Here is a 25509-nt window from a genome sequence, read left to right on the forward strand (position 1 = left end):
CGAAGGAACGCGGGTCGACGGCGGGACGCGCGAAAAGCGAGGCTAGACGGCGACCGCGAGCGAGGAGACCTCGCCCAGCTTGGCCTCCACCTTGACGTCCCTGGTGACGCCGCCGCCCGCGATGATGCGGACGGTCCAGTCGCCGGGGGCGGCGAAGAAGCGGAAAACGCCCTCGTCGGACACCACGACTTCGCCGGTGAACTCGCCGGAGTGGTCGAGCAGCCGCGCGTACGCCGTGCCGGCGCCGGTCACCACGCCCTGGATCACAGCCTGGGTGGACAGGTCGATCCCGGCGGGCAGTGTGATCGTCTGCTCCGGCGCTCCGCAACCCTGTGCAGTAGTCATCAGCGGGCCTCCCCCAGCTCGATCGGCACGCCCACGAGCGAGCCGTACTCGGTCCACGAACCGTCGTAGTTCTTCACGTTGTCCTGCTCGAGCAGCTCGTGCAGCACGAACCAGGTGTGCGCGGAGCGCTCGCCGATGCGGCAGTAGGCGATGGTGTCCTTGCCGAAGTCGACCCCCGCCTCGCCGTAGAGCGTGCGCAGGTCGTCGTCGGACTTGAACGTGCCGTCGTCGTTGGCGGCCTTGGACCACGGAATGTTGCGGGCGGTGGGCACGTGGCCGGCGCGCTGCGCCTGCTCCTGCGGGAGGTGCGCGGGAGCGAGCAGCTTGCCGGTGAACTCGTCGGGCGAGCGCACGTCGACCAGGTTGAACTTGCTGATGGCGCCGACCACGTCGTCGCGGAAGGCGCGGATCTTGGTGTCCTGCTCCTGGGCGACGTACTGCGTCTTGGCCCGCTCGGGCACCTCGCGAACCAGCTCGCGGGAGTCGAGCTCCCACTTCTTGCGCCCGCCGTCGAGCAGCTTGACGTTCGCGTGGCCGTAGAGCTTGAAGTACCAGTACGCGTAGGCGGCGAACCAGTTGTTGTTGCCGCCGTAGAGCACGACGGTGTCATCGTTGGAGATGCCGCGGTCGGACAGCAGGGCCTCGAAACCGGTCTTGTCCACGAAGTCGCGGCGCACCGGATCCTGCAGGTCCTGCCGCCAGTCGACCTTCACGGCGCCACGGATGTGGCCTTTGTCGTACGCGCTGACGTCTTCGTCGACCTCGACGAGGACCACTCCGGGGGTGTCGAGGTTGGCCTCGACCCAGTCGGCGTCCACCAGGGCGGCGGAGCGGCTCATTTGGAAACCTCCATGTTGGCGGCGGGCAGTAGACGGCGAATGAGCAGGTACATCTCGCAGCCAAGGCAGAATCCGAAGGCTGCGTTGAGGAAGGCGGCCAGGAGTGCCCCGGCCGTGGCCACGAGGGCCAGCGGCATGATCCCGGTGAGGTATCCGGTCAGCCCCGCGACCGCGAAGACGAGCCCCACCCCCTGCGCGAAGCGCGGCGGGCGGGCGTCCTCGGTTTCCTTCGGCGCGCTCTTGACGAGCGCCTTGAAGAGCATCGTGTACGGCGAGCGCCATGTGACCCCGAGTGCGAAGACCATCGCCTGGGCGGCGAGCAGCCAGGCGCTCTCGGTCACCAGCACGAGGGCGAGGACCAGGGTGGTGATGGCCGCGCCGAAGCGCAGCGCTCTAGGGTCGGCACGCATCGCAGGATGCTCCTGAAGGGTCGATGGGGCGGACCTGATGTCCGCGGGATCGTCCTCAGGCAGCGCGACAGAGCGCGGTGGTCACGCGGCAGAAATCAACCGCGCGCCGCTTCGTCAGCAGCTCTGTCGTTGGGTTCATGCCGAAGACACTACTCGGCGTCTCGTCATCTGTCACATCTCGTCCGGTTAGTGAGACGATTCTTGAGACGGCGGTGGTGGTACGGCCGCGGCGAGGGCCGCCAGGACCTCGGCCTTTCGGGGCAGACCGGCGGCCTTTTTCACGATTTTTCCGCTGGTATCGAGCACCAGAACCGTCGGCGTGCGCATGATGTCCAGCCGCCGCACGAGGTCCAGCCGGGACTCGGCGTCGATCTCGACGTGGCGCACCCCCGGCACGAGCTCGCTCACGTCGGCGAGGATCCGCCTGGTCGCCCGGCACGGCTGGCAGAACGCCGTGGAGAACTGCACCAGCGTCGCCCGCTCGCCCAGCCCGGCACCGAGATCGGCCTCGGACAGCCGATCTCCGCTCATGTCACGCACCCGTCCGTCGCGGCGCAGGCGGACCACCCCGATCACAATGCCGAGCGCCAGGGTCGCCAGCGCCACCCACAAACCAGTCATCGCCTGGTGCAACCACGGGCGCCCGCGATTCCTTCCGCACCGGGACTACTTCCGCACTGGGATAACTTCCGCGCCGGGACTACTTCCGCACCGGGACCCTGACGAGCACCTTCCCCGCCTGATCGACGACGTCGAACCTGGTGATGTCGCTCATGTCCAGCGACGTCACGCGCTTGAACACGGTGTTCTCCTGGTATGACTCCCGGCTGAGCGCCCAGCTCTTCGTGAAGTCACGCCGCCCGTCCGCGGCGACGACGAGCAGGCGGCAGGTCGTGCCGACAGGCACGCCGCCGACCTTGACGCCCAGCTCCGTGCCGCCGTCCTCGCCGGGCCACGCCGACACGGTTGCGCTGTAGCCGTTCGCCGCGTTCTTGCCGGTGAACGTGGGCCCGTCCACCGCGTCCGACTGCGACCTGCTCGGCCTCAGGCTCGGCCTCAGTGTCGGCTTCCGGCTCGCGGACGGCTCGGCCTCACTGCGCAGCGCCTTCGCCTGGCTGTCCTCGGGCGCGTCCAGCACGCTCGCCGGCGACTGGGTGGACTCGGGGGCCATCGCGGCCTGCGGCTGCTGACTGGTGTCGTTCACGACCGTCCAGACCGTGCCGCCGAGGGCCAGCGTCACCACGGAGGCGGCCGCCACCAGCAGCAGCCGGCCACGCCTGGTCCGCTTGGCACGGTCGTTCAGCAGCCGGTCGAGCACCTGCCGCGGAGGGCTGGACACCAGCTCGACGTCGCGCTCCGACACATTCCCAAGAAAGGCGGCCACGCCTTCGAGGTCGAGCAGCTCGGCCCCGCACTCCTCGCAGGTCGCCAGATGCCGGTCGACCTCCAGCGCCTCGTCAGGGTCCAGCGCGCCCAGCGCGTGCGCGCCCAGGGCCAGCCGTACCTCCTCGCACGTCATCATGGCGCCAACCCCCGCTCCTCGAGGGCGAGCTTCAGCGCCCGCAGCGCGTAGTAGGTACGCGACTTGACGGTGCCCGGCGGAATGCCCAGCGTCGCCGACGCCTCCTTCACCGATCGCCCCCGGTAGTAGACCTCCAGCAGCACCTCGCGGTGCTCCTGCCTGAGCGCGGCCAGCGCCTCGGCCACCGCCCATGACTCGACCGCCCGCTCCAGATGGTCGTCGGCCGGCATGACCGCCAGCGCCTCGTCTCCGGTCTCCTGTGGTCTGGCCTTCTTCGCTCGATGCTGGTCCACGACGAGATTACGGGCCACCGTGAACAGCCACGCGCGGATCGGCCGGTCGGAGAGAGCCTCGGGATGCCGCCAGGCCCGCAACAGGGTCTCCTGCACGACATCCTCCGCCCTCCCAGAGTCACCGGTCAGTCGCAGGACGTAGCCATAGAGTGGCCCGGCATGCTCGTCGAAGAGGGTCCTCACGAGTTCCTCGTCGGCTGTGCCGGCTGCGCTCACGTCCTCATCACGTACGGCAGGCCGGACCGGTTCAATGTCGTCATCCACGGATCGGCACGTCAGACGCTTCGGCCGAGAACTCCAATCCTTCGGCCACGTTCTTGACCCCGGTCACCTTCACGTCGAAGGGCAGCTTCCCCTTGAACTTGATGGGGTAGGAAACGAGCTGCGCGAGCTGGTCGGGCACGCCCTCGATCTTCTCCGCCTGGAGCTTGATGACCCCGTCGGCCACCTCGACCCGCATCTCGGCGTTGAACTTCACCTTCTGCGCCCCCACCGTCACCTCGCCCGACGCCGTGAGCCGCTCCCCGTTGCCGCCGATCTTGACGCCGCTGGGCGCGTACTTGTCGATCGTCGCCCTGGTCAGGGTGCCGCTGACGGCCACGCGCCGAGCCTGGATGTTGGCCCTGTTCTGGAGGACGTCCGCCAGGGGTGCCGTCACGTCGTAGGCGGCGCCGCGCAGGTTCTTGACCGGCACCCCGCCGTAAGTCAGCGTGCCGAGGTCGAACCGCACCTCCGGATAGTGCCCGGAGACGGCCTGGGTGAGAAATGGGATGCCCTCAATTGTCACGGTCGGCGTGCCGGAGAGGTCGGCCGCGGCCGCGATCCTGTTCGCGAGATCGCGCTCGACCCCCGCCACGGCGACCCTGTCGACGACACCGAGGAGAACGATCAGCACGATCAGGAAAACGATCAGCTTGCGCATGGGGCTACCTGTCTATGGCGGGGGCAAGAGCCTATCGACTGGCATCAGTCATTCCCTCACGAAGCGCCCCATCACCCACCGGCGAACGGCGGCAGCACCTCCACCGTCACGCCGTCGGCGAGAACGACCTCGTCATGGGGCCGCTTGCCGACCGGGGAGCCGTCCACGAGGAACGAGCACCGCCTCACCACACGCGCCAGATCTGCACGATTTTGTGTGATTTTCGTCATCAGTTCACCAAGAGTGGCCGCATCGAACGACTCCTCCGCCACGCCGGCGGCATCCTTGGCCGCGGCCCAATAACGTACCTTTCCCGTGGCCATGGGCACCTCACAATCGGTTTGTGGTCTATTGTGCGTCCCCCTTAACGAGCTTGTTTCAGGAGACGCGCTGTTCACCTGCTGGACGCGCAATGGACGCGACTTACTCGTGGGATATCCTCACCTACGGGACCTGGGCGACGTAGCCCCCGGGTCCTTGCGTGTTTGAGGAGGCCGTAATGAGCAACCTGCTCCTGCTGACCAACGCCCTCGAGCCGTCCGCCGAGGTGCTTCCGGCGCTGGGCTTGCTGCTCCACTCGGTCCGGGTCTCGCCGGCGGAAGCGTCCGCACTGATCGACACGCCTCCGGCCGACGCGGTTCTCGTGGACGCGCGCAAGGAGCTCGTGCAGGCCAAGAGCCTGTGCCGGTTGATCCGCACGACCGGCATCGACTGCCCCCTCCTGGTGATCGTCACCGAGGGCGGGCTGGCCGCGATGACCGCCGAGTGGGGCGTGGACGACGTGCTGCTCGACAGCGCGGGGCCGGCCGAGGTGGAGGCGCGCCTGCGCATGGCCACGGGCCGCATCTCGCAGGCGGCCACGGAGGAGGCGCCCGACGAGATCCGCAGCGGAGACCTGTCGATCGACGAGGCCACCTACACCGCGCGGCTGCGCGGCCGGGTGCTCGACCTCACGTTCAAGGAGTTCGAGCTGCTGAAATACCTCGCGCAGCACCCCGGCAGGGTCTTCACCCGGGCCCAGTTGCTGCAGGAGGTCTGGGGTTACGACTACTTCGGCGGCACCAGGACGGTCGACGTCCACGTGCGTCGCCTGCGCGCCAAGCTCGGCACCGAGTACGAGTCCCTCATCGGCACGGTCCGCAACGTCGGCTACCGCTTCGTCCCCGACCGCCAGGACACCGCGGCCGTCTGAGCCGATTGACAGCGAAGCCCGCTGATGTGACAAATGGTCGTTGAGGCTGTTTCGCGTCTGTCATAAGAGGACACCGCCGTCCCCAGATTGGTGGTGTCGGGGTGGGTCTGTTCCGGTCGTTGGTCGACGAGGGCGCGCGGCCCCGCATCTTCCGGCGTAACGAGACCATTTGCTCGCCGTTGCGGCCCGCCAACCGGGTCTACGTGATCGACTACGGCTACGCCCGCGAATACACCCCCGCAGGCGAGCGCGAGGCCGTGCACGACCTCCGCGGCGGCGGCGACCTCATCGGGGAGCTGGCCTTCTGGAGCCCCGCCGAGCGCGCCAAGATCGACGCGCTGACCGAGCTGCGCGCCTGGCCCATCGACCTGCGCCGGTTACGCGAGCACGCCGCCGCCAGCCCGGCTGTGGCCACCGCGCTGGTGCAGGAGCTGTTCGCCAGGAACGTGGCGGCCCGCAGGCACGAGGCGCTCGCCCGCGCCCCCGTCTCCGCCCGCCTGGCCGTGTGGCTGCTGCACCTCGACGAGCGTTACGCGCTGGCCTCGGAGTCGGCGCCGCCCCTTTCGATGGAGACGCTGGCCGACCTCGTGGGCAGCTCTCCCGATGTGGTGCAGCGCCAGCTCACGAAGTGGGTACGGCGGGGCTGGCTGGCACGGCCCGGCTACCGGCGGCTGCACATCACGGACCCGTCCGCGCTGCGTGACGCGGCGGGCGGCTGGGAGCACCTGTCGGCGCCGTGGCAGGGGCACGTGACGCCGTTCCTGACCAGGCCGGGCGCGATCGAGCCGCTGCCGGTCGGCGGGGTGCCGAAGCCACGCCAGCTCCCCGCGGACGTGCCGGACTTCACGGGGCGGCAGCAGAGCCTGGACCTGCTCACCGACTGGCTGGAGCGGCCCAGGCGGACGAACACCATGGTCGTGCAGGGCCTGCCAGGCGTGGGCAAGACCGCGCTGGTGACGCACTGGGGGCACCTGCACGCCGACCGGTTCCCGGACGGGCAGATCGCGATCGACCTGCGGGGGCAGTCGCCGAGCCAGCCGCCGATGACGCCGTCCGAGGCTCTGGGGCAGATTTTGCGCTCGCTCGGGGTGGGCGAGCACATGCCCGCCGACGACGAGGCCGAGCTGATGCTGCTCTACCGCAGCAGGATCGCCGGGCGCCGGCTGCTGCTCATCCTCGACAACGCCGCCGACCCCGCGCAGGTGCGGGCGCTGCTGCCGGGCGGCAAGGACTGTGTGGTGCTGGTGACCAGCCGCACGCGGATGGCGCCGCTGCGGGCCACCGGGCACGCCGATCTCATGGACCTGCCGGTGCTCGACCCGGGCAACGCGGTGGCGCTGCTGGTGGCGGTGCTCGGTGGCGACTCGCCGCGGGCCGCCGACAGGGACGCGCTGGCCGAGCTGGCCAGGGTGTGCTCGTACCATCCGTTCGCGCTGCGGATCTCGGCGGCGAAGCTGGCCGAGACGCCCGGGCTCAGCGTGCAGGAGCGGGTCCAGGAGCTGCGCAGGCCGGGGCGGCTGCTGGTGGGCGATCCGGAGGAGGCGTTCAGGTCGGCGCTCGACCTGGCGTACGAGTCGCTGAGCCCGGGGCAGCGGCGGGCGTTCCGGCACGTGGGGCTGCTGCCCGGGCGGGACTTCACGCCCGAGGTGCTGGCCGCGGCGCTCGGCGTGCCGGTGAGCGAGGCCGTGGTGGCGGTGGAGGGGCTGCACCGGGCGTACCTGGTCGAGCCGCTGGCCGGGCCGCGCTACCGGGTGCACGACCTGGTCAAGCGGCTGGCCAGGGAGCTGGGCAGGCACGCGGAGGGCGGCGTGCGGGAGGCCAGGGTGCGGCTGCTCGACCACTACCTGGCGAAGGCGACGGACCCCGCGACGCCGCCCGAGTGGTTCGAGGCGGAGCGGCGCTCGCTGGTCTCAGCCGTGCGGATGGCCGAGGAGAGCGGCGCGCAGGGGATGGCGTGGCGGCTCGCGAAGGCCGTGTTCGAGCCGTTCAGGAGCCTGCGCTACTACGAGAACAACCTGGAGATCCAGCAGGCCGGGCTGACCTCGGCGATGCAGGTCAGCAACCGGCGGGCGATCGCGCTCATGCGCAGCAACCTCGGCTCGATCCACCGGGACATCGGTCCCTCGACGCTGGCGGCCAGGTTCATCGGGGAGGCGCTGGACGACTTCGCCTCGCTCGGCGACGGCGAGGGCCGGGCCCGCGCGCTCAACGACCTGGCGGAGGTGCACGGCATCGCGGGCAACAACGAGGAGGCGCTGAAGTGCGCCGGCGAGGCGCTCGACCTCTACCGGGAGATCGGCGACCTGACCGGGGTGGCGAACTGCCTGCACACGCTCTCCCGGCTGCACCTGTCCCAGGAGCGGTACGAGCTGGCGCTGCAGCACGCCGGCCAGGCGCTGGAGGTGCGGGAGGAGCTCGGCGACCGGCGGGGCACGGCGCAGAGCCTGATCATCCTCGCCACGGTGCAGCGGAACCTGGGCGAGGCCAACGCGGCGCTGTCGGAGGGCCTGGAGGCGCTGTCGATCTGCCACGAGCTGGGCGACGAGCACGCCGAGGCCGAGACGCTGCTCTGCCTGGCCGAGATCTACGACCTGCTGCGGCTGCCGCACGACGCCCGGCGGGACGCCGAGCGGGCATTGGCCGGGTACACGGCGACGGGCGACCAGCACGGCTGCGGGCGCGCCCTGTGCGCGCTCGGGCGGATCGCGCGCAACGGCTCGCGGTACGACGAGGCGCTGGCGTACTACGAGCAGGCGCTGGCCGTACAGGTCGAGCTCCACCACGAGCAGGGCAAGGCGGAGACGCTCGGGGACATCGGGCTGGTGCACTGGCGGCTGGCGGACTACCTGCGGGCCGACGACTACCTCAACCAGGCGCTCGCCATCAGCCGGGTGATCCGCGACGAGCCGGTGGAGGCGCGCATGCTCAACCGGCTCGCCAGGGTCCGGCGGCGGCAGGGGCTGCCGCACGTGGCGTTCGTGTACGCGCTCGAGGCCCTGGACATCGTGCAGGGCCTGGGGAACCGGCGGGCGGAGGCGGACGTCCAGGAGACGCTGGCGAACACGTACCTGTCGCTGGGGCAGCACCAGCCTGCCCTGGAGGCGGCCAAGGCGTCGCTGGCGATCAGGGAGGAGCTGCGGGACAACCGGGCCAGCGCGCTGCTGTCGATGGCGCAGGCGCTGCACACGGCGGGCAAGCCGCAGGCGGCGGTGAAGCTGGCGTGGGAGACGGTCGAGCTGCAGAACGAGACCGGCACCAAGGACCGGTGGGCGGCGGCGCTAACGACGCTGGCCATGGTGCTGCTGGACCTGGACCTGGCCGAGGAGGCACTGTTGTACGCGCGTCAGGCCAGGGACGTGCACCTGGAGTGCGGGACCAGGCGGGACCTCGGGTGTGCCCTGCGGGCACTCGGCCTGATCTCGGCCAGGCTGGGGAACCGGGGGGCGGCGATCGAGCAGCTCAGGGAGGCTCTGCGGCTGCTCGAAGAGGTGGGGGACGCCTTGGAGGCGCGGCGGGTGTCGGTGGAACTGCGCGAGCTTGGGATGGCGCACGGGCACTGAAATGCCGCTAAAAGTCGTGAAATCTCGGATGTGAGGTCGGAGATCTTATCCGGACATTCCCGTTAGCTGGCTCTACCAGCTACTCCAAACGGAGGTGATCCGGATGCTCAAGAACCATCTGCGTCGAGACCTTCAGTGGCTGAAGCGCCAGGCGCGTAAGGACAGGCGGATCGCCGCCGCGGTGCTCGCCGGACTCCTGGCCGCCTGGTGCCGCCAGCTCCCGCCGCCGGACCTGCTGAGCGGGTCCCCGATCCTGCTGGCGCTGTCGCTCGCGCTCGTCACGGGCTCGGGCGTGGCCTGGCTGATGTCGGCGTACTTCGTCGCCAGAACTGTCAGGGCGCGGAAGGAGCCGGCGGAACAGCTCCGGTGGATCTCCAGGATCAGCCGGGGGAAGGAGTGGGCGTTCTGCTCGCTCAGCGGCTATGTGGCCTGGCACCTGCTGCAGTTCATCACCGCGCTGGTGCTGGGCTGACTTGGGCGGCGGCGGGGCGCCACCTTTGGAATGGGGCCAGGTGGCGCCCCGCCGTCTCAGGCCAGGCTGGCCTCTTCGAGCGCCTTGACCTGGATGCCCGTGCCGGTGAGGACGAACTGGACGATCTCCGCCGTGTCCAGCTCGGCCGTGCCCATGTCGACGTCGGCGTGGGCGTCGCACCACTCGACGATCCCGCCGGGATCCGTGAGCGGCTTGGCGAAGTGGACGAGGCTGACGTACCAGCGGTCGCGTACCCGGCCGTGCTCCAGGTCCCGCACGCCGCGGGACTGCATCGCGTGCGCGAACCGCTTCCACAGCGTCACCAGCGTGTCGTCCTCGGGGTGGCCGCAGACCAGGACACCGCCTGGATGGGGACTCACGCCCGCCAGCCGCACTCTCGCGGGCTCGAGCCCGGCTGCCGCCTCGGCCAGCGCGTCCCGGTAGACCCGGCGGAGGGGGTCGTCGGCGGGGATCCGGTCGCGGTAGGGCTCCAGGGACCTCAGGGTGACGTGCAAGGTCCGGGGTTCGTGCACCCAGTGCCCCGGCGCCTCGATGGTCCGGGCCAGTGCCGCCAGCCGGTCGAGCACCTCACCCGAAGGGCGCAGCACGGCTGCCGCGCCCCACCGCCGCGCGCCCTCAACCATGGGAGAGTCGTGGGTCGCCCGGCCCGCCAGCAGCGCCGCCCGCCCTCTGGCCCGGAAGTCGGCAAAATCGGACATCCGTGCAGTATATGGATCTTGCCGCTCTGTCGCCGCCGGACCGGGCGACGGGGTTCGGGGTGGTGCAAGAGGGGGCTTGCGGGGAAGGCGGAGGGAGAGGACACGTCCGGTTGAGAGGAGGAGGTGTGGCAGGTGGAGGGCGATCTGATCATTCCTGACGCCGCTCAGGGAGTGGTGGTGTTCGCGCACGGCAGCGGCAGCAGCCGGCACAGCCCGCGCAACCGTTACGTGGCCGAGGTGCTCAACAAGGCAGGGCTGGGCACGCTGCTGTTCGACCTGCTCACGCCCGACGAGGAGAGCGACAGGGCGAACGTCTTCGACATCGGGCTCCTGGCCGAGCGGCTGCTGCAGAGCACCGCATGGGTACGCGAGCAGGACGAGGCGGCGGGGCTGCCCATCGGATACTTCGGCGCCAGCACCGGCGCGGCGGCGGCGCTGTGGGCGGCGGCGGAGCCGGACGACGAGATATCCGCGATCGTCTCGCGCGGCGGGCGGCCCGATCTTGCGGGGCCTCGGCTCGCGGCGGTACGCGCCCCTACGCTGCTCATCGTGGGCGGCAGGGATCCGGTCGTGGTGAAGCTGAACGAGGAGGCCCAGCGGCACCTGCGTGCCGAGAGCCGGATCACGGTCGTGCCCGGGGCCACCCACCTGTTCGAGGAGCCCGGCGCGCTGGAGGTCGTGGCCGAGCACGCCAGAGACTGGTTCTCGACCCACTTCTCGGGCCCCCGATGAGCACGTAGTGGAATCGCTCAATTACGTTGCCATGATCCACTGTTTGTGAAAACGTCAGGTGCGGAGGACCCCCCGACTTGACGGCGGTTGTGGACGTGCCACTTCTTGAGCTCTCCGGACTCACCTGGGAGACACGTGGGACCCGCCGTGGGCTCAAGCCCGATCCCCTGACCGTCGACTCAGGGCGCACCGCCGTGGTGGTGGCGGCCGACAGCGCCGAGGCGGACACGTTCACCGACATCCTGGTCGGCCTGGAGATGCCGGACGACGGCCAGATCCGCGTCGGCGGCCAGGAGATCACCATGCGGCTGCCGACCGAGCGCAAGGTCGGGCTCGTCCCCGCCGGGGCGGGGCTGCTGCCGCACCTGACCGTCGAGCAGAACCTCGCGCTGGCCGCCCGCGACGACCTCGCGCCCTCGTTCGTGCACGGGAGGGTCGCGTTCATGGCCAGGCGGATGGACATCCAGGGCTTCCTGCGCTCCAGGCCGCACGAGCTGGCCCACGACGAGCGGCTGAGCGTGGCGCTGGCCCGCGTCCTGTGCCGGCTGCTGCCGGTCAAGGTGATGGTGGTGGAGGACCGCACGGGGTGCGGGCCCTGCCACGCGGCCGTGAGCGCGGCGCTGCGCGCCGATCCCAGCCTGGCCGTGCTGGTCGTCGCCGACGACAGGACCAGGGTGGCCAGCCTCGCCTCCCCTTCGCGTTTCTGGGAGATCGCCGATGTCCGTCAGCCGTAGAACGTTGCTGGCCGCGATCCCGGCGACGGCCCTGGCCGGCTGCGCCCGCGAGCGGCCGCTGCAGGTGGCGGTGGTGTGGAGCGGCGAGGAGCTGCGGCGCTTCCACGAAGTGGTGAGCGGGTACGGGGCCGTCAACGTCTATTCGGCGGGCGACAACATCGGCGCCCTGCTGCGCGGACCGGCCCAGGAGGTCCTTCCCGACGTGGCCGTGATCCCCCGGCTGGGCCTGCTCCACGATCCGCTGATCCAGGGCCGCATCAGGCGGCTGACCACGAGGTCCGGCCAGCCGGAGTTCTGGCGCGAGCTCGTGACACCGTACGGGAGCGGCGAGCAGCTCGGGGCCTGGTTCAAGATCGCGAACAAGTCGCTCATCTGGTACCGGGACGGGCAGGCCGCGCAGCCCACCAACCTGGCCGCCTGGCAGCCCAGCCGGCTGGCGATCGGGGCGGCCGACGGGTGGGTGCTCAGCGACTGGTTCGAGAACGTGCTGCTGGCCTACGCCCCCGAGGTCTACCGGAGGCTGTATCACTCACTGGACAGTCCAGACCAGTGGCGGGCGCCGGAGATCGCGGAGGTGCTCGCGCTGCTCGGCGGGATCTGGCGGAGCGCGTTCACCCCTGAGCAAGGCAGGCGCGCGCTCACCATGCAGTTCCACGACTCGATACTCGACGTGTTCGTCTACCGCACCGCCGACCTCGTGGCCGCGCCCGACTTCGCCCTGCCGGTGATCAAGCGGTACACCGGCGGGCGCGTCGGGGTGCCTGCCCCGTTCCCCTTCCCCGCCTACGCGGGCAACCCTCGCCCGCTGGTCGTCGGCGGCGACGTGGCGGTGGCGATGAACGACGGCGCGGAGAAGGCGGTCGACTTCGTCAACTGGCTGACCGACCCGCTCACGCAGCCCTACGCGCTGACTCGCTGGGTGCAGGACGGCGGCTTCCTGATGCCGTTCCCTCAGGGGCTGAAGTCCGGCGGGAACCTCCAGTACGACCTTTCCGACCGGCTCATCGGCGGGCTGGAGGGCGGCGACGGGCGCGGGCTGTGGCGGGTGCTCACCGAGCTGTTCACGAACGTCACCGTCAACCAGACCGATCCGGCCACCGCGGCGAGCACGGCCCACGACAGGCTCGTCGCCGGTAGCAGGGAGGGCGCTCTGTGAGTGAGCGTAGCGAGCGAGCCAATGAACACAGCCGCATCGCGTTCACAGGACCGACGAAGGCGGTCCTGTGAACGCCTTCGGATTTGAGGTGGCGCCGCACCACGACGCCAGGATTCCCGTGGTCAGGCACGGGATCAGCCGTTGGCGCGCGTCGCTCTACCTCCTGCTCGCGGTCCTGCTGTCGGCGGGCGTCATCCTGGTCCCGCTCTGCGCGACCGTGGTGCTCAGCCTCTCCCACGGGCTCGGCGCGTACGACGTCCTGTCCGACGGCAAGGTGCTCCAGGCGCTCGGAAACTCGTTCGTGTGGCTGGTGCTGGCCGTGGTCGTGTGCGCCGTGGGGCTCGGGCTGGCCTGGCTGGCCAGGAACGCGGGGCCGGTGCTCGGCGGCGTGCTGCGCTTCCTGCTGGTGCTGCCTGCCGCCGTCTCCCCGCTCACCACCGGCGCGATCTTCCGGCTGATGTTCGACACCAACCCGCGGCGTGGCCTGGTCAACGCGCTGCTCGGCACGGAGGTGGCCTTCCTCGGCCCCGTGTGGATCTGGCTGGTGTTCGGGCTGGCGCTGATCTGGCAGTGGGCCGGGGTCGCGTTCCTGGTCTTCCACGAGGCGCTGGCCCGGATGCCGACCAACCTGCTGCGGATGGCCAGGGCGTTCGGCATCGGGCGGCGGCGCAGGGTGTGGTCCGTCGTGCTCCCCGCGCTCGCCGGTCCGGCTGCGCTCGCGTACCTCTTCGCGCTGGTCGCGGCGGCCAGGGTGTTCGACGTCGTGCTGATGGGCGCGCCCGGGTCGATGCAGGCCGAGATCGAGGGCGGCGGGCTGTTCTGGTGGCGGCACCACGGCGACCTGGGCGACACGCGGGCCTCCGCGCTCTCCGTGGGGCTGTCGGTCCTCGTGGCGTTGATGGCGGTGCCCGCGCTGTCCGGGCTGCGCGGGCGGGTGACCTGGGCGGATCCGGTGGCCACGGCGCCTTCGCGGAAGGGCTGGCGGGTGTGGCTGCCGTGCGTGGCGGTGTCGGTGCTCTGGGTGCTGCCGTTCGCGGTGCTCGTGCTGACCTCGCTGCGCGACCCGGTCGCCGCGGCGCTGTCCGGGTGGTGGAGCGGCGGTCCATGGACGCTCGGCTCGTACGCGGACGCGCTGGCCGACCCGGGCTTCCTCGGCGCGCTCGGCACCACGTTCGTGCGGGCCTTCGTGGTCGTGTGCCTGGTGCTGCTCGCCGCGGTGCCGGCCGCGTACGTGCTGGCGCACGAGCACCTGCTGCCGCGCCGCGCCTGGCGGCCGGTGCTGCTGGTCGCGGTGGCCCTGGCCGTGCTGCCGCCGCAGGCGTTCGCGGTGCCGCTGCAGCGCTCGCTCAGCCCCGTCGGCACCACTCCGGCGCTGGCCATCGTGCACGCGGCGCTGGTGATCCCGCTGGCGGTGCTCGTGCTGCACAACGCGTTCGTCCGCGTGCCGGCCCCCATGCTGGCGCGTGACCGGTGGGAGCTGTTCCACGTGGTACGCGAGGCGCGCCCGGCCGTGGTGCTGGCCGGCGTCCTGGCGTTCGTCCTGGTGTGGAACGACACGGTCGTCGGGCTGCTGCTCAACTGGCCGGCGGGCGACCACCTGCAGCTGATCCTGCTGGAGCAGTCGCGCCACTTCATGAGCGCCGCGAGCGCGCTGGCCGCGGAGGCGGTGATCGCGACCGCGGTGCCCGTGCTGGTGGTCGTGGCCACCGCGCGCTGGCTGTACAGGGGGCTGACGCGAGGGGTACGCCGATGACGGACATCTCGCGAAAGGACCGCCTGCGCATCCGCCTGTCCCGGCTCTCCCAGCAGGCCGGGGCGCACCTGCCCGAGCTGGGGCTGGGCGGCCTGGTGACGGTGGGCGGCACGGTCCTGCTGCTGCAGGAGAAGCTGATGGAGCAGGTAGCGGAGTGGCTCCCGCCCTGGCTCATCGTCGTTCTGATCCTTGCGCTGCCGGTCGCCACTGGCTGGCTCACCCATGTCGTACGCAACCGCCGCAAGGACCCGCCCCAGCCGATCTTCCACCGCCTGCCGTTCCCCGACAGGGTCGACGGGCTCGTCGGCAGGGACGCCGAGATCCGGCAGGTCCAGGAGCGCGCGCAGGAGCGCGGGATCGTCGTCGTGCAGGGCGCGATGGGCATGGGCACCTCCGCCGTGGCGGTCCTGGCCACGTGGGGCCTGACCGCCGACGCCCGCAAGCAGCGCTACGCCGACCTCCGCGGCCCCGACCGGGACCATCCGGAGACGCCGCTGAGCGTGGCCCAGCGCGTCCTGCGCACCCTCGACCGGCCGCCCGGGGCCATCCAGGAGCCGCAGGACGCCACCGCGCAGGTGGTCGAGGCGCTCACCGGCACCGACCGGGTGCTCCTGCTCGACAACGTCAGCACGTGGAGCCAGATCGCCTGGCTGCCGCCCAGGGTGCCGGGCGCGCACATCGTGGTGGCGGGGACGCTCACCGACGAGCTGCCGCAGCACATCGAGCCGATCCAGCTCGGCCCGCTCGCCGCGGAGGACGGGCAGCGGCTGCTGGCCCGCCACGTCGCCGACGAGCGCGTCAAACGCGATCCGAAGGCGCTGGGCCTGCTGGTGGACGCCTGCCTGGGCACTCCGCTGGAGATCATCAGGATCGGCCGCTGGCTCGCCCGCAACCGCCAGGTCACCCTCCAGAACCTGGTCGACGACCTGCGGAGCGGGTCCGTCGACAAGATGCTCGACTTCGTGCTCGAGCGGAGCATCACGCAGCTCAGGCCGCTGGCCAAGCAGCTGTTCGTGCTGCTGGCGGGCCTGCCGATCGCCGAGGTGGACCACCGGGCCGCCGCCGCGCTGCTCGGCGTGCCCTCCGCCGATGACGCGATCAGGGAGCTGGCCGAGCTGGGCCTCGTGGAGAGCGTACGGATGACGCGCGTCAGGGTGGGCGGCGCGTTCCGCGGCGGCGGCCCGCTGGAGGCCGCGGCCTGGCGGCGGCTGGTCGAGCACTTCGCCGACCAGGCCGACGCGTTCGCCGCCCTGCTGCCGGGGGAGGAGGCCCGAGCCTGGTTCGCGATCGAGGACAGGGTGCTGCTGCAGGTGCTGGCGTTCGGGAACCCCGTGCCCAAGACCGCGCGGGCGCTGGCGCGGATCGCGGACGGGCTGGAGACGTGGTTCCGGCTCGAACAGCGCCACGAGGACCGGCTGCGGGCGGCGGAGGCGCTGGCCAAGGCGGCCAAGGCGCTCGGCGACGAGCACGTGCAGGCCACGGCGGAGCTGCGCCAGTGCGCGATCCTGCTCACCTGGGGCGACCCGCGCAAGGCGCGCCAGCACTTCAACCAGGCGGCCGCGCTGCGCGTCAAGGTGGAGTCGTGGCCCGCCGAGCTCCACCTGCAGCACGCGGCCATCCTGCTGGCCAGCGGCGACGAGTTCACCGCCGTGGAGTCGGCGCTCGTACGGTACGGGCAGGCGCTGTCCGGCGGCGACCTCGCGGGGCACTCGCTCCGGCTGACCAACGTGGCCGCGCTGCTCCTGCGCAAGGGGCAGACGCTCGACCACGACGGCCGAGACCGCGAGGCGCAACGCCTGTACGCCGACGCCCGCATCGTGCTGTTCGAGTCCCTCAGGCTGGCGGAGCAGGCCTCGGACCCCAGCGCGGCGGCGCACGGTCAGGAGCTGCTCGCGCTCGCGAACCGCTACCTGGAGCAGCCCCTCGACGCGAAGTCCGATCTGCAGAAGGCCGAGCGGCTCTACGCGGAGACCGCGGACGAGATCGGGCGGGCCCGCTGCCTCGTGCAGCGGGCCGTGGCGCTGCTGGACGAGCCCGATCATCAGCCGGATGAGGTGGTCGCGCTGCTGGAGGAGGCCGAGCCGCGGCTGCCCCCGGCGGGGGTGAGCATGGCGCTGACCCACCTGCACCTGGCCCGGCTGCGGCCCGATCGGGCCGCGGAGCACCGGGCGGCGGGGCTGGCGGCGCTGGCCCCCTGGGACGGGATCGCGGAGCCGCGGCAGGTCAGCGAGCTGCGGGCGAGCTTATCGGCCTTGTGATCTCATACTTGGATGGTGGCCAAGGTGCGGCCGTCGAAGGTCTCGATCGTGAAGTGGTTCAGCTCCGACTGCGGGAGGCTGGTGCCGCCGTGCAGCACCAAGGGGTCGGGAGAGCCCGGCACGCCGTACCCCTTGTCGGGGACACCCCAGCTCGCCACCGCCTCGGAGCGGCCGTCGTCGCCCACCGCCATCATCCGGCACTGCAGCGGTCCCTTGACGCCCTTGAGCTCCAGCGCGACGTGGGTGCCCCAGCCCTTGTCCTCCAGGCCGACGACGGCGGACACGCCGGTGGCGGGGTCGGTGGCGGAGTACGTACGGCCGGTCATGAGGAGCGCGCGGGCCGGGCTGTGGATGCTGTCGGGGTTCGGGCCGCTGGTCATCGAGCTGACCGCGAGGAACACGCCGGCCGCGACGACCAGGCAGGCGGCGGCGGACATGAACGTGCGGTGCAGCCGGCGGCGACGGCGCTCGGTGGCGGCGCGGCGTACCAGGAGCGATTCGACCTGCGGGTCGGGCGGGTGGGGCAGGAGATCGTCCGGGTGCACGCCCTTGATCAGCTCCCCCATCGCCGCGAACGCCCCGGCCTCCTCGGCGCAGCTCGCGCAGCCGTGCAGGTGGCGTTCGAACTCGGCGCGCTCCTCCTCGTTGAGCAGGCCGAGCGCGTACGCGGCCACGTCCTCGTGACGCACCTCGGTCATGAGCGCGTCACCCCCTTCGTTCTGTTGTGACGCGGCTCCCTCGTCATGGCAGCGTCACCCCCCTTTCCTCCAGCGCCACGCGTAACGCGCGCATGGCGTAGTACACCCGGGACTTCACGGTGCCCACCGGCACGCCGATGGTCTCCGCGGCCTGCTGGACCGTGCGGTCCAGCAGGAACGTCTCCGTGAGCACCTGGCGGTGAGCCGGCGAGAGCGAGAGCATCGCGTCCGTCACGACGATCTCGCGGAGCAGCCGCTCGTCCTCCGCCGCCACGGCGTTGGCGCGTTCTGGGACGTCCTCGACGGTGTCGAGCGGGCGCGAGCCGGAGCGCCGCCGGTTGTCGATCACCACCCGGCGGGCCACCGTCGCCAGCCAGGGCATCAGCGAGCCGGACTCGGTACGCAGGTCGTGGAGGTTGCGCCAGGCGCGTACCAGGGTCTCCTGCACGACGTCCTCGGCCCAGCGCCGATCGCCCCCCGTCAAGCGGATGGCGAAGGCCATCAAAGGGGCGCCGTATTCGCGGTACAGGGCTCGGACCATGGCTTCGTCGGTTACGCGGTGGTTCACCCCGCGGCTCCTCGCGCTGCGGATATCCCGAAATATCCCGCCGATACTGGAATTCTCACTGTAGCTAGCAGAAGGGGCCGGGGCTGGCACTTTGCGCCTTCTCCTGGTCCGCTAGATCCAGCCGCGCTCCCGCGCCGCCAGTCCCGCCTGGAAGCGGGTGATGGCGTTCAGGTCGCGCATGACGGCATGGATGCGGCGCTGCACCGTGCGCAGCCCGAGCCCCAGCGCCCGCGCGATGGCCTCGTCCGTCAGACCGCCCGCGAGCAGCGCGAGCAGATCTCTGGTCAGCTCGTCGGGCTCATCGGTGGGCCGAGGTGCCGCGCGGAGGGGCGATCCCCGCCGCCACTCCAGTTCGAACAGCGCGATCAGCGCGTCGAGCAGGGCGGACTGGTGCAGGATGAACGCCGCGTCGATGGCGTACGACCCGTTGCGGATGGGAATCAGCGCGAGCGTGTCGTCGGCGATCCACATCTTCGCCGCCGCCCCGGCCACCACGCGGGCCTTTTCACCGTGTGCCATGGATTCCTGGATGAGGGGTAACTTGCCGGGAAGCGCCAAAGACTCCCGGTCGTACACGCTGCGGTAGTCGATGCCCGACTTGAGCATCCGCCGCTCTCGCTCGACGTTGTCGGCGTGACCGCTCATGACATATGGCGGCTTGTCGATGTTGCGGAACATGCTCTGGACGCTGTCCTGCAGCGCGTACGCCCTGCTGATGATGTTGTCGGTCCCCGTGATGACCTCCACCTGCTCGGCCGGATGCGTCGCGTAGCGGGAGGCCAGGCGGAACGACATGGTGAGCTCGTGGATGACCGTGCGCACCTGGTGGAGCTCCTCCTCCTGGCGGGTGAGCAGCGGCCTGATGGCGATGTCGGGGGCGACGGCGACGTAACGGGCGCGGCGGCCAGGCAGCCTGCTGGCAAGGCCGCGTCGCGCGAAGGCCGCCAGCGTGCGCGCCGCGAGGAGCGTCGAGACGCCGCAGTGCGTGGCGAGCTCGTCGGCGGACGATCGCGGGTTCTCGACGAGTGTCGCGTACAGGCGGCTCTCGGCAGCTGACAGGCCGATCGCTTCGAGCATCGGCGACGCCCCTTCTCCCGCTGACGGGGTGGCGGGTTACCGCCACCTGGCGGGTTTTGGCCGTTCGGCGGTCTTGTGCCCTGACTGATCACCAGATTAGGTCAGCGTGGAAACGATCTCCATCGCGCGCGGGCGACGATGGCCGGTGCTACTCACGTCTGGAGAAGTTGTGCGCATGCTGCCCACCCCCCGGCGCCGCAGACTCGTGGCCTTACTCGGGGCCGTACTCGCCGTGCCGCTCGTCGCGGTCCCGGGACCGGCCACCGCGACGGTCACCGTCACCAAGGCGAGCGCGCAGGCAGTCGGTACGCCGCGGGCCAAGGTCACGCTGATCACCGGGGACACCGTCACCTACGCCAAGGACGGCGCCGGCCGCGCGTCGGCCACCCTGGAGCCCGGCGCGGGCCGCGAGGTGCGGACGTACCAGGCCGAGCAGGACGAGCACGGCTACTACGTGATCCCCGCTGACGCCGCGTCTTACGTCAGCAAGGGCCTGCTGGACAAGGAACTGTTCAACATCGACTACCTGGTGGCCAACGGGTACGCCGACGCCAAGGCCGCGCAGATCCCGCTCATCGTCCAGTACCAGCCGCAGACCAAGGCCGCCGACCTGGCGGGCAAGGCGAAGTCGCTGAAGGGCGGCGCGGAGCCGATGGTGCTGGAGAGCATCGACGGCGCCGCGATCAAGGTGGACAAGAAGCAGGCCACCACGTTCTGGCAGTCCCTGGGAGGAGACCCGGCCAACGCCAAGGCCCTGAAGAGCGACCTGCGCAAGGTGTGGCTCGACGGCAAGGTCAAGGCGCTCGACGACGTCAGCAACCCGCAGATAGGCGCCCCCACGGCATGGGCGGCGGGCTACGACGGCACGGGCGCCACGGTGGGCGTCATCGACACCGGCATCGACAGCGCGCATCCCGACCTGCAGGGCCGGGTCACCTCGGCCCGCAACTTCGTCCCCGCGGGCAAACCAGGCGGCGGCAACCCCGACGAGGTCGCCGACCGGGTCGGCCACGGCACCCACGTGGCGTCCATCATCGCGGGCAGCGGCGCCGCCTCGAACGGCAAGTACAAGGGCGTCGCCCCCGGCGCCCGGCTGACCATCGCCAAGGCGCTGGACGACACGGGCAGCGGCAACAACTCCGAGATCATCGCGGCGATGCAGTGGCAGGCGGCCACCGCGCACGCCCGGGTGGTCAACATGAGCCTGGGCAGCAACAGCCCGGCCGACGGCACCGACCCGCTGAGCCAGGCGGCCGACGAGCTGACCGCCGAGTACGGCACGCTGTTCGTGGTGGCGGCGGGCAACTCGGGTCCCGGCAGGTACACCATCGCCTCTCCCGGCGCGGCGACCTCGGCGCTCACCGTCGGCGCGGTGGACCCGTCCGACAAGATCGCTTCGTTCTCCAGCCGCGGCCCGCGCCTTAGCGACGACTTCGCGATCAAGCCGGAGCTCACCGCGCCCGGCGTGAACATCATCGCGGCCCGCGCGGCGGGCACCTCGCTGGGCGAGGGCAGCAGCATCCCGGGCGGTGGCCCGATCGACGACCACTACACCGCGGCTTCCGGCACCTCGATGGCCACGCCGCACGTGGCGGCCGCCGCGGGCATCCTCGCCGTCCAGCACCCCGACTGGACGGCCGACCAGATCAAGACCGCGCTGACGGGCACCGCGAAGCCGGGCGACGCCCCGGTCTACGACCAGGGCTCGGGACGGCTGGACCTCGGGCAGGCCGTCACCCAGCAGGTCTTCGACGACCTGGCGACGGTGCACGCCGGGTTCACCGACCCGTACACCGGCCAGACGCTGACCAGGAAGGTGACCTTCCGCAACACCGGCAAGGAACCCGTCACGCTGGCCCTGTCCATGACGCTGAAGCGCGGCGACGCCCAGCCGCCCTCCGGGATGGCCACGCTCACCCCGTCGTCGCTGACCGTTCCCGCGGGCGGCACGGCGAGCGCGGACCTCACCATCGAGCCCACGCTCGGCGACCCCGGCTGGTACGAGGGCCGCCTGACGGCCACCGCGGGCACGACCCGGTTGACCGCGCCGATCGCCCTGCACAAGGGCGCCGAGATGGACACCGTGCGCATCAGGTTCGCCGGCAGACCGGAATGGACGGTCAACCCGGGCATCGTGTCCGCTGTCCGGGTCAGCGACACCGACCCGCTCCTCGACGGGGAGCCGATGAGCGTGGCCACCGACAACTGGCGGGCCACCGACACGCCCGGCACGTTCGAGACCGAGCTCAAGCTCGCTCACGGCGGCGTCTACTCCATCGGCGACACACCCTGGTGGTTCACCCAGCCCGACCGGCAGCTCCAGTACGGCCTGCTGCTCGCCCCCGAGATCAAGCTCGACGGCGACACCACGGTGACCCTGGACGCGACCGATGTCGAGCCGATTCAGGTGAGCACGCCGCGCACGTCGGAGCCGGTGTTCATGAACGTGATGACCGTCCGCACGACCGCCTCGGGCCGGATGTACGGGGGCGCGTCGCTGCTCAGCTACGAGCCCGTCAACACCGGCAAGTACTGGGTCACGCGGGTGCGGAAGGCGCCCACGGTGGGCACCTACACGTTGCTGTTCGACCAGATCCGCCGCGCCCCCGAGGTCGAGCTGGCCGTGCCGGGGGTCCGGCTCAACCCTCACTACGTCAGCGAGCACGACCCGCTGGTGCCGAAGTTCACCGCCGGCAGGCGCCTGAGCCTGACCACGGGCGACGACATGCGCGGCGGCGCGGACGTGCGTGGCAAGCTCGTCCACCTCCCGGCCAGGGACTCGCTCCAGCTCTTCCTGGCCGACATGGATCTGGCCATCAAGGCGGGAGCCGCGGGTGTGGTCACCAGCGACCGGTTCGCCTGGCTGCTCACCGCCTCGACGTACACGGCCCAGAACAAGATCCCGGTGCTGTGGATCGACAGCGGCGAGGCCGACCAGCTCGGCAAGGCGCTGGCCCGCAAGCCGTACCCGAGCGCCGCCCTGCGCGCCACGCCGACCACCCCGTTCGAGTACAAGCTGGCCTACTATGTGAAGGGGACCACGGCTGGCCGACTGAACTTCGCCCCGAAGGCCCGGGACCTCACCGAGATCGACACCACGTATCACGCGCAGTTCGCCCCGGAGGCGGGCACGTGGGGGCCGCGCTGGAACTTCACCGAGGTCAACCACACCTACTCGGCCGAGCAGCGCTTCAGCGTCCGCGGCTCGCACGGCTTCGCCGGGCCGACGGCCAGGACCGAGTACTACAACTCGCCCGGCCGGGACGTGCTGTGGGAGCGCGAGTACGTGTTCTTCGACCCCGCCACGTTCAGCTCGCGCTACGCGGTCTCCGCCCGCGGCTTCACCCGCGCCACCAAGGAGCGGGAGGACTGGAACGAGGCCATCGTGCCCGCGCAGCTCACGACCGGCTCCGGCCTGCCGGACTGGTTCAGCCCGATCCTCTACTGCGACGGCTGCCGCCAGGGCGACCGGCTGCGGCTGCGCGCGCTCAGCCCGGTCGGCTTCGGCTACTACTCCGACGCCTCCGACCCGAGCCACATGTACCAGGGCGCACCCGGAACCGAGGAGATCCACCTGTTCAGCGGCGACACCGAGGTCCAACCGCAGTACGACGACCTGGGGGTGCCCTACTACACGGTCCCCGCCGGATCCGGCACGTACCGGCTCACGGACTCGTGGAAGGACGCGTTCGCCGGCAAGCACTCCGGCACCGGCGTCGAAACCACCTGGACCTTCCGCTCCACCCGCCCGACGGCCGGCAGCGCCTCGCACGCCTGCCTGGACGCCGTGCTGTGGGACGACAAGCAGCCCTGCGCCCAGGTGCCCTTGATCCGCCTCAAGTACGAGCTCAGGCTGCCGGAGAACGACACGGTCCAGGGCGGCAGGCCGTTCACCTTCACCGTCAAGCCCGAGGGCGGCAGGTCGCCGTCGCTGCGGAGGGCCTGGATCTCCAGCGACAAGGGCGCGCACTGGACACAGGCCACGGTGCTGCCCGGCGGCAAGGTGCTCGTGCTCAACCCCAAGGGCCCGGGGAGCATCTCGATCAAGGTCGAGGCGCAGGACAAGGACGGCAACTCCGTCCAGCAGCTCCTCTCCGACGCCTACCTCGTGCGGTAACCCTGCCGCGCCCACCGCGATCCGACTCGCGGTGGGCGCCCCATTGGGTGGGGACCGCCGACGCGGCAGACGGCGAGGCTCTAAGACCATCGGTGTAGACCGTCTAGGGCCGGGGGCCGATCCGAAAGGGCCTCTGGCGTGCCGATACTCCTCGTCATGTCGATCGCCTCCGTGGCGCGCCCGTCGGGCGTGCGGCCGTTTCTCGTCGGGATGTTCGTGGACGCTCTGGGCAGTGGCCTGTACGTCCCGCTCACCCTGCTGTTCATCCACACGGTCACCGGCCTGCCCATGACCGTTGTCGGGCTGGGGGTGACGGCGGCGGCCGCGGTGGGGCTGGCCGCCAACCCGGTGGCCGGTGTGCTCATCGACCGGTTCGACGCACGGCGTGTGCTGATGGGCACGTACGTGCTGCGCGGGCTGGGCTTCGCCGCGTACCCGTTCGTGGACGGCTACGCCGCGCTGATCGTGGTCGCCGCGCTGGTCGCGATCGGCGACCGGGCCTACTATCCCGCCTCCGGCGGTTACATCTCGGTCCTGGCCACCGGCGCGGACCGGGACCGGCTGTACGCGATGATGTCGACCGCCAGGAACGTCGCCTTCGGCCTGGGCGGGCTGCTGTCGGCGGGCGTGGTGTCGCTGGGCGGCACAACCGGCTTCGTGATCATCGCGTCGGTCAACGCGGCCAGCTTCGTCGTGGCCACCGGGTGTCTGGTCCTGTCGGGGCGGCGCACACCGGTGGAGCCGGCGCCCCCGGAGCGGGGTGGGTACCGGCGGGTGCTGGCGGACCGGCCCTTCTTGGGGCTGGTGGCGGCCGAGCAGGCGTTCACATTGACGCGGATGGTCCTTCCTGTCGCGCTGCCGGTTTACGCCGTCACGGTGCTCAGCGCCCCCGCCTGGCTGCTGGGCCTGCTGTACACGCTCAACACGATCCTGGTGGCGGCGGGGCAGCTCGCGGTCCGGCGACGGCAGCGCGCCGCACGCCGTACGCACGCCATGGCCCTGGGCGGGGCGGTCCTGATCCTTTCGTGCGTCGCGTACGCCGCGGCGGCCGCGTTTCCCCCCGGAGCGCCGCGCGTCATCGCCCTGGTGGTGGCCACGCTCGTCTTCACCGTGGGTGAGCTGATGCACGCCACCCCGTCGTGGGCCCTGGCCGCGGCGACGGCGCCACCCGCCCTGCGCGGCCGCTACCTGGCGATCCACCAGCAGACCTGGGCGATCGGGAACGTCGTCGCCCCGGCCGCGTTCTCGGCCCTGCTGGGCGCCGCGCCCTCGCTGCTGTGGGGCACGCTCACCGTCCTGCTCGCGCTGGCGAGCGTCACCCTCCTGCGCCTGTCCCGTCGCCTGCCGCCCGACGCCGTCACCGCGCCGGGCGCATGACGCGACACGATCACGGGTCGAGGCGGAAGAACGGCTCATGGATCTACTTTCCATGGCAGCCGGATCGCTTCGGCTTGACCTTGACGCGACGTCAACGTTTCTAATCGGGGTAACCGCGCCGAGAGAGAGGAACCCGATGGTCAGAGCCGTGCTGCGGATCGTGAGATTCGAGTTGAAGGGCCTGGCCGCCATCGGGCGGTGGATGGTGCGGCGCCGTCATGGCGTGCCGGACGGGGCGGTCGTCGCGACGTACACGAAGGTGCAGACGTTCATGCTGTCGCTGATGTTGTTCGCGATGGCGGTCGAGACCGTGGTGGTCGATCTGCTGCTGGTCGCGCTCGACGTGCCTGCGTGGCTGCGCTTCGCGGTGCTCTACGCCGACGGGTACGGGCTCCTGTACGGGATCATGCTGGCCGCCGCCTGTGTCACCAGGCCCCACGTCATCACCTCGGACGAGCTGCGCATCCGGTACGGCGTGTACTTCGATCTGCGCGTACCCGTCGATCGGATCGCCGCCGTGCGGACCAGCCGCAACTACAACGAGGGCAGCATGGTCGCGGTCAAGGACGGGCGGCTCAGCGTGGCGGTCTCCTCGCAGACGAACCTGACGATCGAGCTGACCGAGCCGATCGCCTTCGTGCGCCCGTTCGGCGCCCGCGCCGAGGCCACTTCGATCCGTTTCTTCGCCGACCAGCCCGAGACCGTCCTGGCGGCGCTGCGGCCCGGTCTGAGCCTCCATTCGTAGGCCTAGGCGAACCCGTTTTG

General features: G+C 71.0%; 23 protein-coding genes. 11 read left to right on the plus strand and 12 right to left on the minus strand.

Annotation, left to right across the window (positions count from 1 at the left end; all coding sequences use genetic code 11):
* Positions 1-42: 42 nt before the first annotated feature.
* The 8 genes from ACIBVN_RS43490 to ACIBVN_RS43525 all read right to left on the minus strand — a co-directional run bounded on the left by ACIBVN_RS43490 (position 43) and on the right by ACIBVN_RS43525 (position 4654).
* Positions 43-345, minus strand: a complete 303-nt coding sequence (locus ACIBVN_RS43490) for a DUF1416 domain-containing protein (RefSeq protein WP_397146156.1) — start codon at positions 343-345, stop codon at positions 43-45.
* Positions 345-1184, minus strand: coding sequence for a sulfurtransferase (locus ACIBVN_RS43495; RefSeq protein ID WP_397146157.1), 840 nt, complete (start codon positions 1182-1184; stop codon positions 345-347). Before ACIBVN_RS43495 ends, ACIBVN_RS43490 begins: the two co-directional genes overlap by 1 nt.
* Positions 1181-1594: a DUF4395 domain-containing protein gene (locus ACIBVN_RS43500; RefSeq protein ID WP_397146158.1), complete on the minus strand. Its 414-nt coding sequence runs from the start codon at positions 1592-1594 to the stop codon at positions 1181-1183. Before ACIBVN_RS43500 ends, ACIBVN_RS43495 begins: the two co-directional genes overlap by 4 nt.
* Positions 1595-1780: 186 nt before the next feature.
* The gene (locus ACIBVN_RS43505; RefSeq protein ID WP_397146159.1) at positions 1781-2215 is read right to left on the minus strand and encodes a thioredoxin family protein; all 435 of its coding nucleotides are present in this window, start codon (positions 2213-2215) and stop codon (positions 1781-1783) included.
* Positions 2216-2294: 79 nt separating this feature from the next.
* Positions 2295-3116 carry an anti-sigma factor family protein gene (locus ACIBVN_RS43510; protein WP_397146160.1) on the minus strand — a complete coding sequence of 274 codons (822 nt, stop codon included), beginning with the start codon at positions 3114-3116 and terminating at the stop codon, positions 2295-2297.
* Positions 3113-3625 carry a sigma-70 family RNA polymerase sigma factor gene (locus ACIBVN_RS43515; protein ID WP_349446539.1) on the minus strand — a complete coding sequence of 171 codons (513 nt, stop codon included), beginning with the start codon at positions 3623-3625 and terminating at the stop codon, positions 3113-3115. Before ACIBVN_RS43515 ends, ACIBVN_RS43510 begins: the two co-directional genes overlap by 4 nt.
* A gap of 40 nt (positions 3626-3665) precedes the next feature.
* Positions 3666-4331: a DUF2993 domain-containing protein gene (locus ACIBVN_RS43520; RefSeq protein WP_397146161.1), complete on the minus strand. Its 666-nt coding sequence runs from the start codon at positions 4329-4331 to the stop codon at positions 3666-3668.
* Positions 4332-4402: 71 nt separating this feature from the next.
* Positions 4403-4654, minus strand: a complete 252-nt coding sequence (locus ACIBVN_RS43525) for a MoaD/ThiS family protein (RefSeq protein ID WP_397146162.1) — start codon at positions 4652-4654, stop codon at positions 4403-4405.
* A gap of 176 nt (positions 4655-4830) precedes the next feature.
* Here ACIBVN_RS43525 and ACIBVN_RS43530 point away from each other — a divergent pair, with 176 nt between their 5' ends.
* The 3 genes from ACIBVN_RS43530 (at position 4831) to ACIBVN_RS43540 (ending at position 9555) form a co-directional block, all read left to right on the plus strand.
* Positions 4831-5523, plus strand: a complete 693-nt coding sequence (locus tag ACIBVN_RS43530; protein WP_349446536.1) for a response regulator transcription factor — start codon at positions 4831-4833, stop codon at positions 5521-5523.
* 101 nt (positions 5524-5624) lie between these two features.
* Positions 5625-9083 carry a tetratricopeptide repeat protein gene (locus tag ACIBVN_RS43535; protein WP_397146163.1) on the plus strand — a complete coding sequence of 1153 codons (3459 nt, stop codon included), beginning with the start codon at positions 5625-5627 and terminating at the stop codon, positions 9081-9083.
* Positions 9084-9186: 103 nt separating this feature from the next.
* Positions 9187-9555, plus strand: a complete 369-nt coding sequence (locus ACIBVN_RS43540) for a hypothetical protein (RefSeq protein WP_397146164.1) — start codon at positions 9187-9189, stop codon at positions 9553-9555.
* A 56-nt stretch (positions 9556-9611) separates the two neighbouring features.
* Here the strand turns inward: ACIBVN_RS43540 and ACIBVN_RS43545 are convergent, their stop codons facing one another.
* Positions 9612-10274, minus strand: a complete 663-nt coding sequence (locus ACIBVN_RS43545; protein WP_397146165.1) for a hypothetical protein — start codon at positions 10272-10274, stop codon at positions 9612-9614.
* 132 nt (positions 10275-10406) lie between these two features.
* Here ACIBVN_RS43545 and ACIBVN_RS43550 point away from each other — a divergent pair, with 132 nt between their 5' ends.
* The 5 genes from ACIBVN_RS43550 (at position 10407) to ACIBVN_RS43570 (ending at position 16907) form a co-directional block, all read left to right on the plus strand.
* On the plus strand, positions 10407-11006 hold the full coding sequence (locus ACIBVN_RS43550) for a dienelactone hydrolase family protein (protein ID WP_397146166.1): 600 nt from the start codon (positions 10407-10409) through the stop codon (positions 11004-11006).
* 77 nt (positions 11007-11083) lie between these two features.
* Complete coding sequence (locus ACIBVN_RS43555) at positions 11084-11740, plus strand: ATP-binding cassette domain-containing protein (protein WP_397146167.1); 657 nt, start codon at positions 11084-11086, stop codon at positions 11738-11740.
* Entirely contained in the window at positions 11724-12896 is a 1173-nt protein-coding gene (locus tag ACIBVN_RS43560) for a hypothetical protein (RefSeq protein ID WP_397146168.1), read from the plus strand. Before ACIBVN_RS43555 ends, ACIBVN_RS43560 begins: the two co-directional genes overlap by 17 nt.
* A 67-nt stretch (positions 12897-12963) precedes the next feature.
* Entirely contained in the window at positions 12964-14649 is a 1686-nt protein-coding gene (locus ACIBVN_RS43565; protein ID WP_397146169.1) for an ABC transporter permease subunit, read from the plus strand.
* A complete protein-coding gene (locus ACIBVN_RS43570; RefSeq protein WP_397146170.1) occupies positions 14646-16907 on the plus strand; it encodes a hypothetical protein in 2262 nt (753 codons plus the stop codon). Before ACIBVN_RS43565 ends, ACIBVN_RS43570 begins: the two co-directional genes overlap by 4 nt.
* 2 nt (positions 16908-16909) lie before the next feature.
* Here the strand turns inward: ACIBVN_RS43570 and ACIBVN_RS43575 are convergent, their stop codons facing one another.
* From ACIBVN_RS43575 to ACIBVN_RS43585, 3 genes are all read right to left on the minus strand, one after another.
* The gene (locus ACIBVN_RS43575; RefSeq protein WP_397146171.1) at positions 16910-17605 is read right to left on the minus strand and encodes an anti-sigma factor family protein; all 696 of its coding nucleotides are present in this window, start codon (positions 17603-17605) and stop codon (positions 16910-16912) included.
* 43 nt (positions 17606-17648) lie between these two features.
* A complete protein-coding gene (locus tag ACIBVN_RS43580) occupies positions 17649-18146 on the minus strand; it encodes a sigma-70 family RNA polymerase sigma factor (RefSeq protein WP_397146229.1) in 498 nt (165 codons plus the stop codon).
* 138 nt (positions 18147-18284) lie between these two features.
* Positions 18285-19250 carry a helix-turn-helix domain-containing protein gene (locus ACIBVN_RS43585; protein WP_397146172.1) on the minus strand — a complete coding sequence of 322 codons (966 nt, stop codon included), beginning with the start codon at positions 19248-19250 and terminating at the stop codon, positions 18285-18287.
* Positions 19251-19425: 175 nt separating this feature from the next.
* On the opposite strand from ACIBVN_RS43585, the gene ACIBVN_RS43590 reads away from it, so the two are divergent.
* The 3 genes from ACIBVN_RS43590 (at position 19426) to ACIBVN_RS43600 (ending at position 25489) form a co-directional block, all read left to right on the plus strand.
* Positions 19426-23367 (plus strand): S8 family peptidase, encoded by a 3942-nt coding sequence (locus ACIBVN_RS43590; protein ID WP_397146173.1) that lies wholly within the window; start codon positions 19426-19428, stop codon positions 23365-23367.
* A gap of 156 nt (positions 23368-23523) precedes the next feature.
* Positions 23524-24744 carry an MFS transporter gene (locus tag ACIBVN_RS43595; protein WP_397146174.1) on the plus strand — a complete coding sequence of 407 codons (1221 nt, stop codon included), beginning with the start codon at positions 23524-23526 and terminating at the stop codon, positions 24742-24744.
* 160 nt (positions 24745-24904) lie between these two features.
* Positions 24905-25489: a hypothetical protein gene (locus tag ACIBVN_RS43600; protein ID WP_397146175.1), complete on the plus strand. Its 585-nt coding sequence runs from the start codon at positions 24905-24907 to the stop codon at positions 25487-25489.
* Positions 25490-25509 lie beyond the last annotated feature (20 nt).

The sequence above is a fragment of the Nonomuraea sp. NPDC049400 genome, from assembly GCF_044466425.1.
Taxonomy (GTDB): Bacteria; Actinomycetota; Actinomycetes; order Streptosporangiales; family Streptosporangiaceae; genus Nonomuraea.

Coding starts and splice junctions, on each gene's coding strand:
- ACIBVN_RS43545 (WP_397146165.1), bottom strand. CDS start 10,274: ATGTCCGATTTTGCCGACTTCCGGGCCAGAGGGCGGGCGGCGCTGCTG.
- ACIBVN_RS43500 (WP_397146158.1), bottom strand. CDS start 1,594: ATGCGTGCCGACCCTAGAGCGCTGCGCTTCGGCGCGGCCATCACCACC.
- ACIBVN_RS43560 (WP_397146168.1), top strand. CDS start 11,724: ATGTCCGTCAGCCGTAGAACGTTGCTGGCCGCGATCCCGGCGACGGCC.
- ACIBVN_RS43530 (WP_349446536.1), top strand. CDS start 4,831: ATGAGCAACCTGCTCCTGCTGACCAACGCCCTCGAGCCGTCCGCCGAG.
- ACIBVN_RS43510 (WP_397146160.1), bottom strand. CDS start 3,116: ATGATGACGTGCGAGGAGGTACGGCTGGCCCTGGGCGCGCACGCGCTG.
- ACIBVN_RS43585 (WP_397146172.1), bottom strand. CDS start 19,250: ATGCTCGAAGCGATCGGCCTGTCAGCTGCCGAGAGCCGCCTGTACGCG.
- ACIBVN_RS43540 (WP_397146164.1), top strand. CDS start 9,187: ATGCTCAAGAACCATCTGCGTCGAGACCTTCAGTGGCTGAAGCGCCAG.
- ACIBVN_RS43575 (WP_397146171.1), bottom strand. CDS start 17,605: ATGACCGAGGTGCGTCACGAGGACGTGGCCGCGTACGCGCTCGGCCTG.
- ACIBVN_RS43580 (WP_397146229.1), bottom strand. CDS start 18,146: ATGGTCCGAGCCCTGTACCGCGAATACGGCGCCCCTTTGATGGCCTTC.
- ACIBVN_RS43505 (WP_397146159.1), bottom strand. CDS start 2,215: ATGACTGGTTTGTGGGTGGCGCTGGCGACCCTGGCGCTCGGCATTGTG.
- ACIBVN_RS43595 (WP_397146174.1), top strand. CDS start 23,524: ATGTCGATCGCCTCCGTGGCGCGCCCGTCGGGCGTGCGGCCGTTTCTC.
- ACIBVN_RS43525 (WP_397146162.1), bottom strand. CDS start 4,654: ATGGCCACGGGAAAGGTACGTTATTGGGCCGCGGCCAAGGATGCCGCC.
- ACIBVN_RS43570 (WP_397146170.1), top strand. CDS start 14,646: ATGACGGACATCTCGCGAAAGGACCGCCTGCGCATCCGCCTGTCCCGG.
- ACIBVN_RS43490 (WP_397146156.1), bottom strand. CDS start 345: ATGACTACTGCACAGGGTTGCGGAGCGCCGGAGCAGACGATCACACTG.
- ACIBVN_RS43590 (WP_397146173.1), top strand. CDS start 19,426: ATGCTGCCCACCCCCCGGCGCCGCAGACTCGTGGCCTTACTCGGGGCC.
- ACIBVN_RS43520 (WP_397146161.1), bottom strand. CDS start 4,331: ATGCGCAAGCTGATCGTTTTCCTGATCGTGCTGATCGTTCTCCTCGGT.
- ACIBVN_RS43495 (WP_397146157.1), bottom strand. CDS start 1,184: ATGAGCCGCTCCGCCGCCCTGGTGGACGCCGACTGGGTCGAGGCCAAC.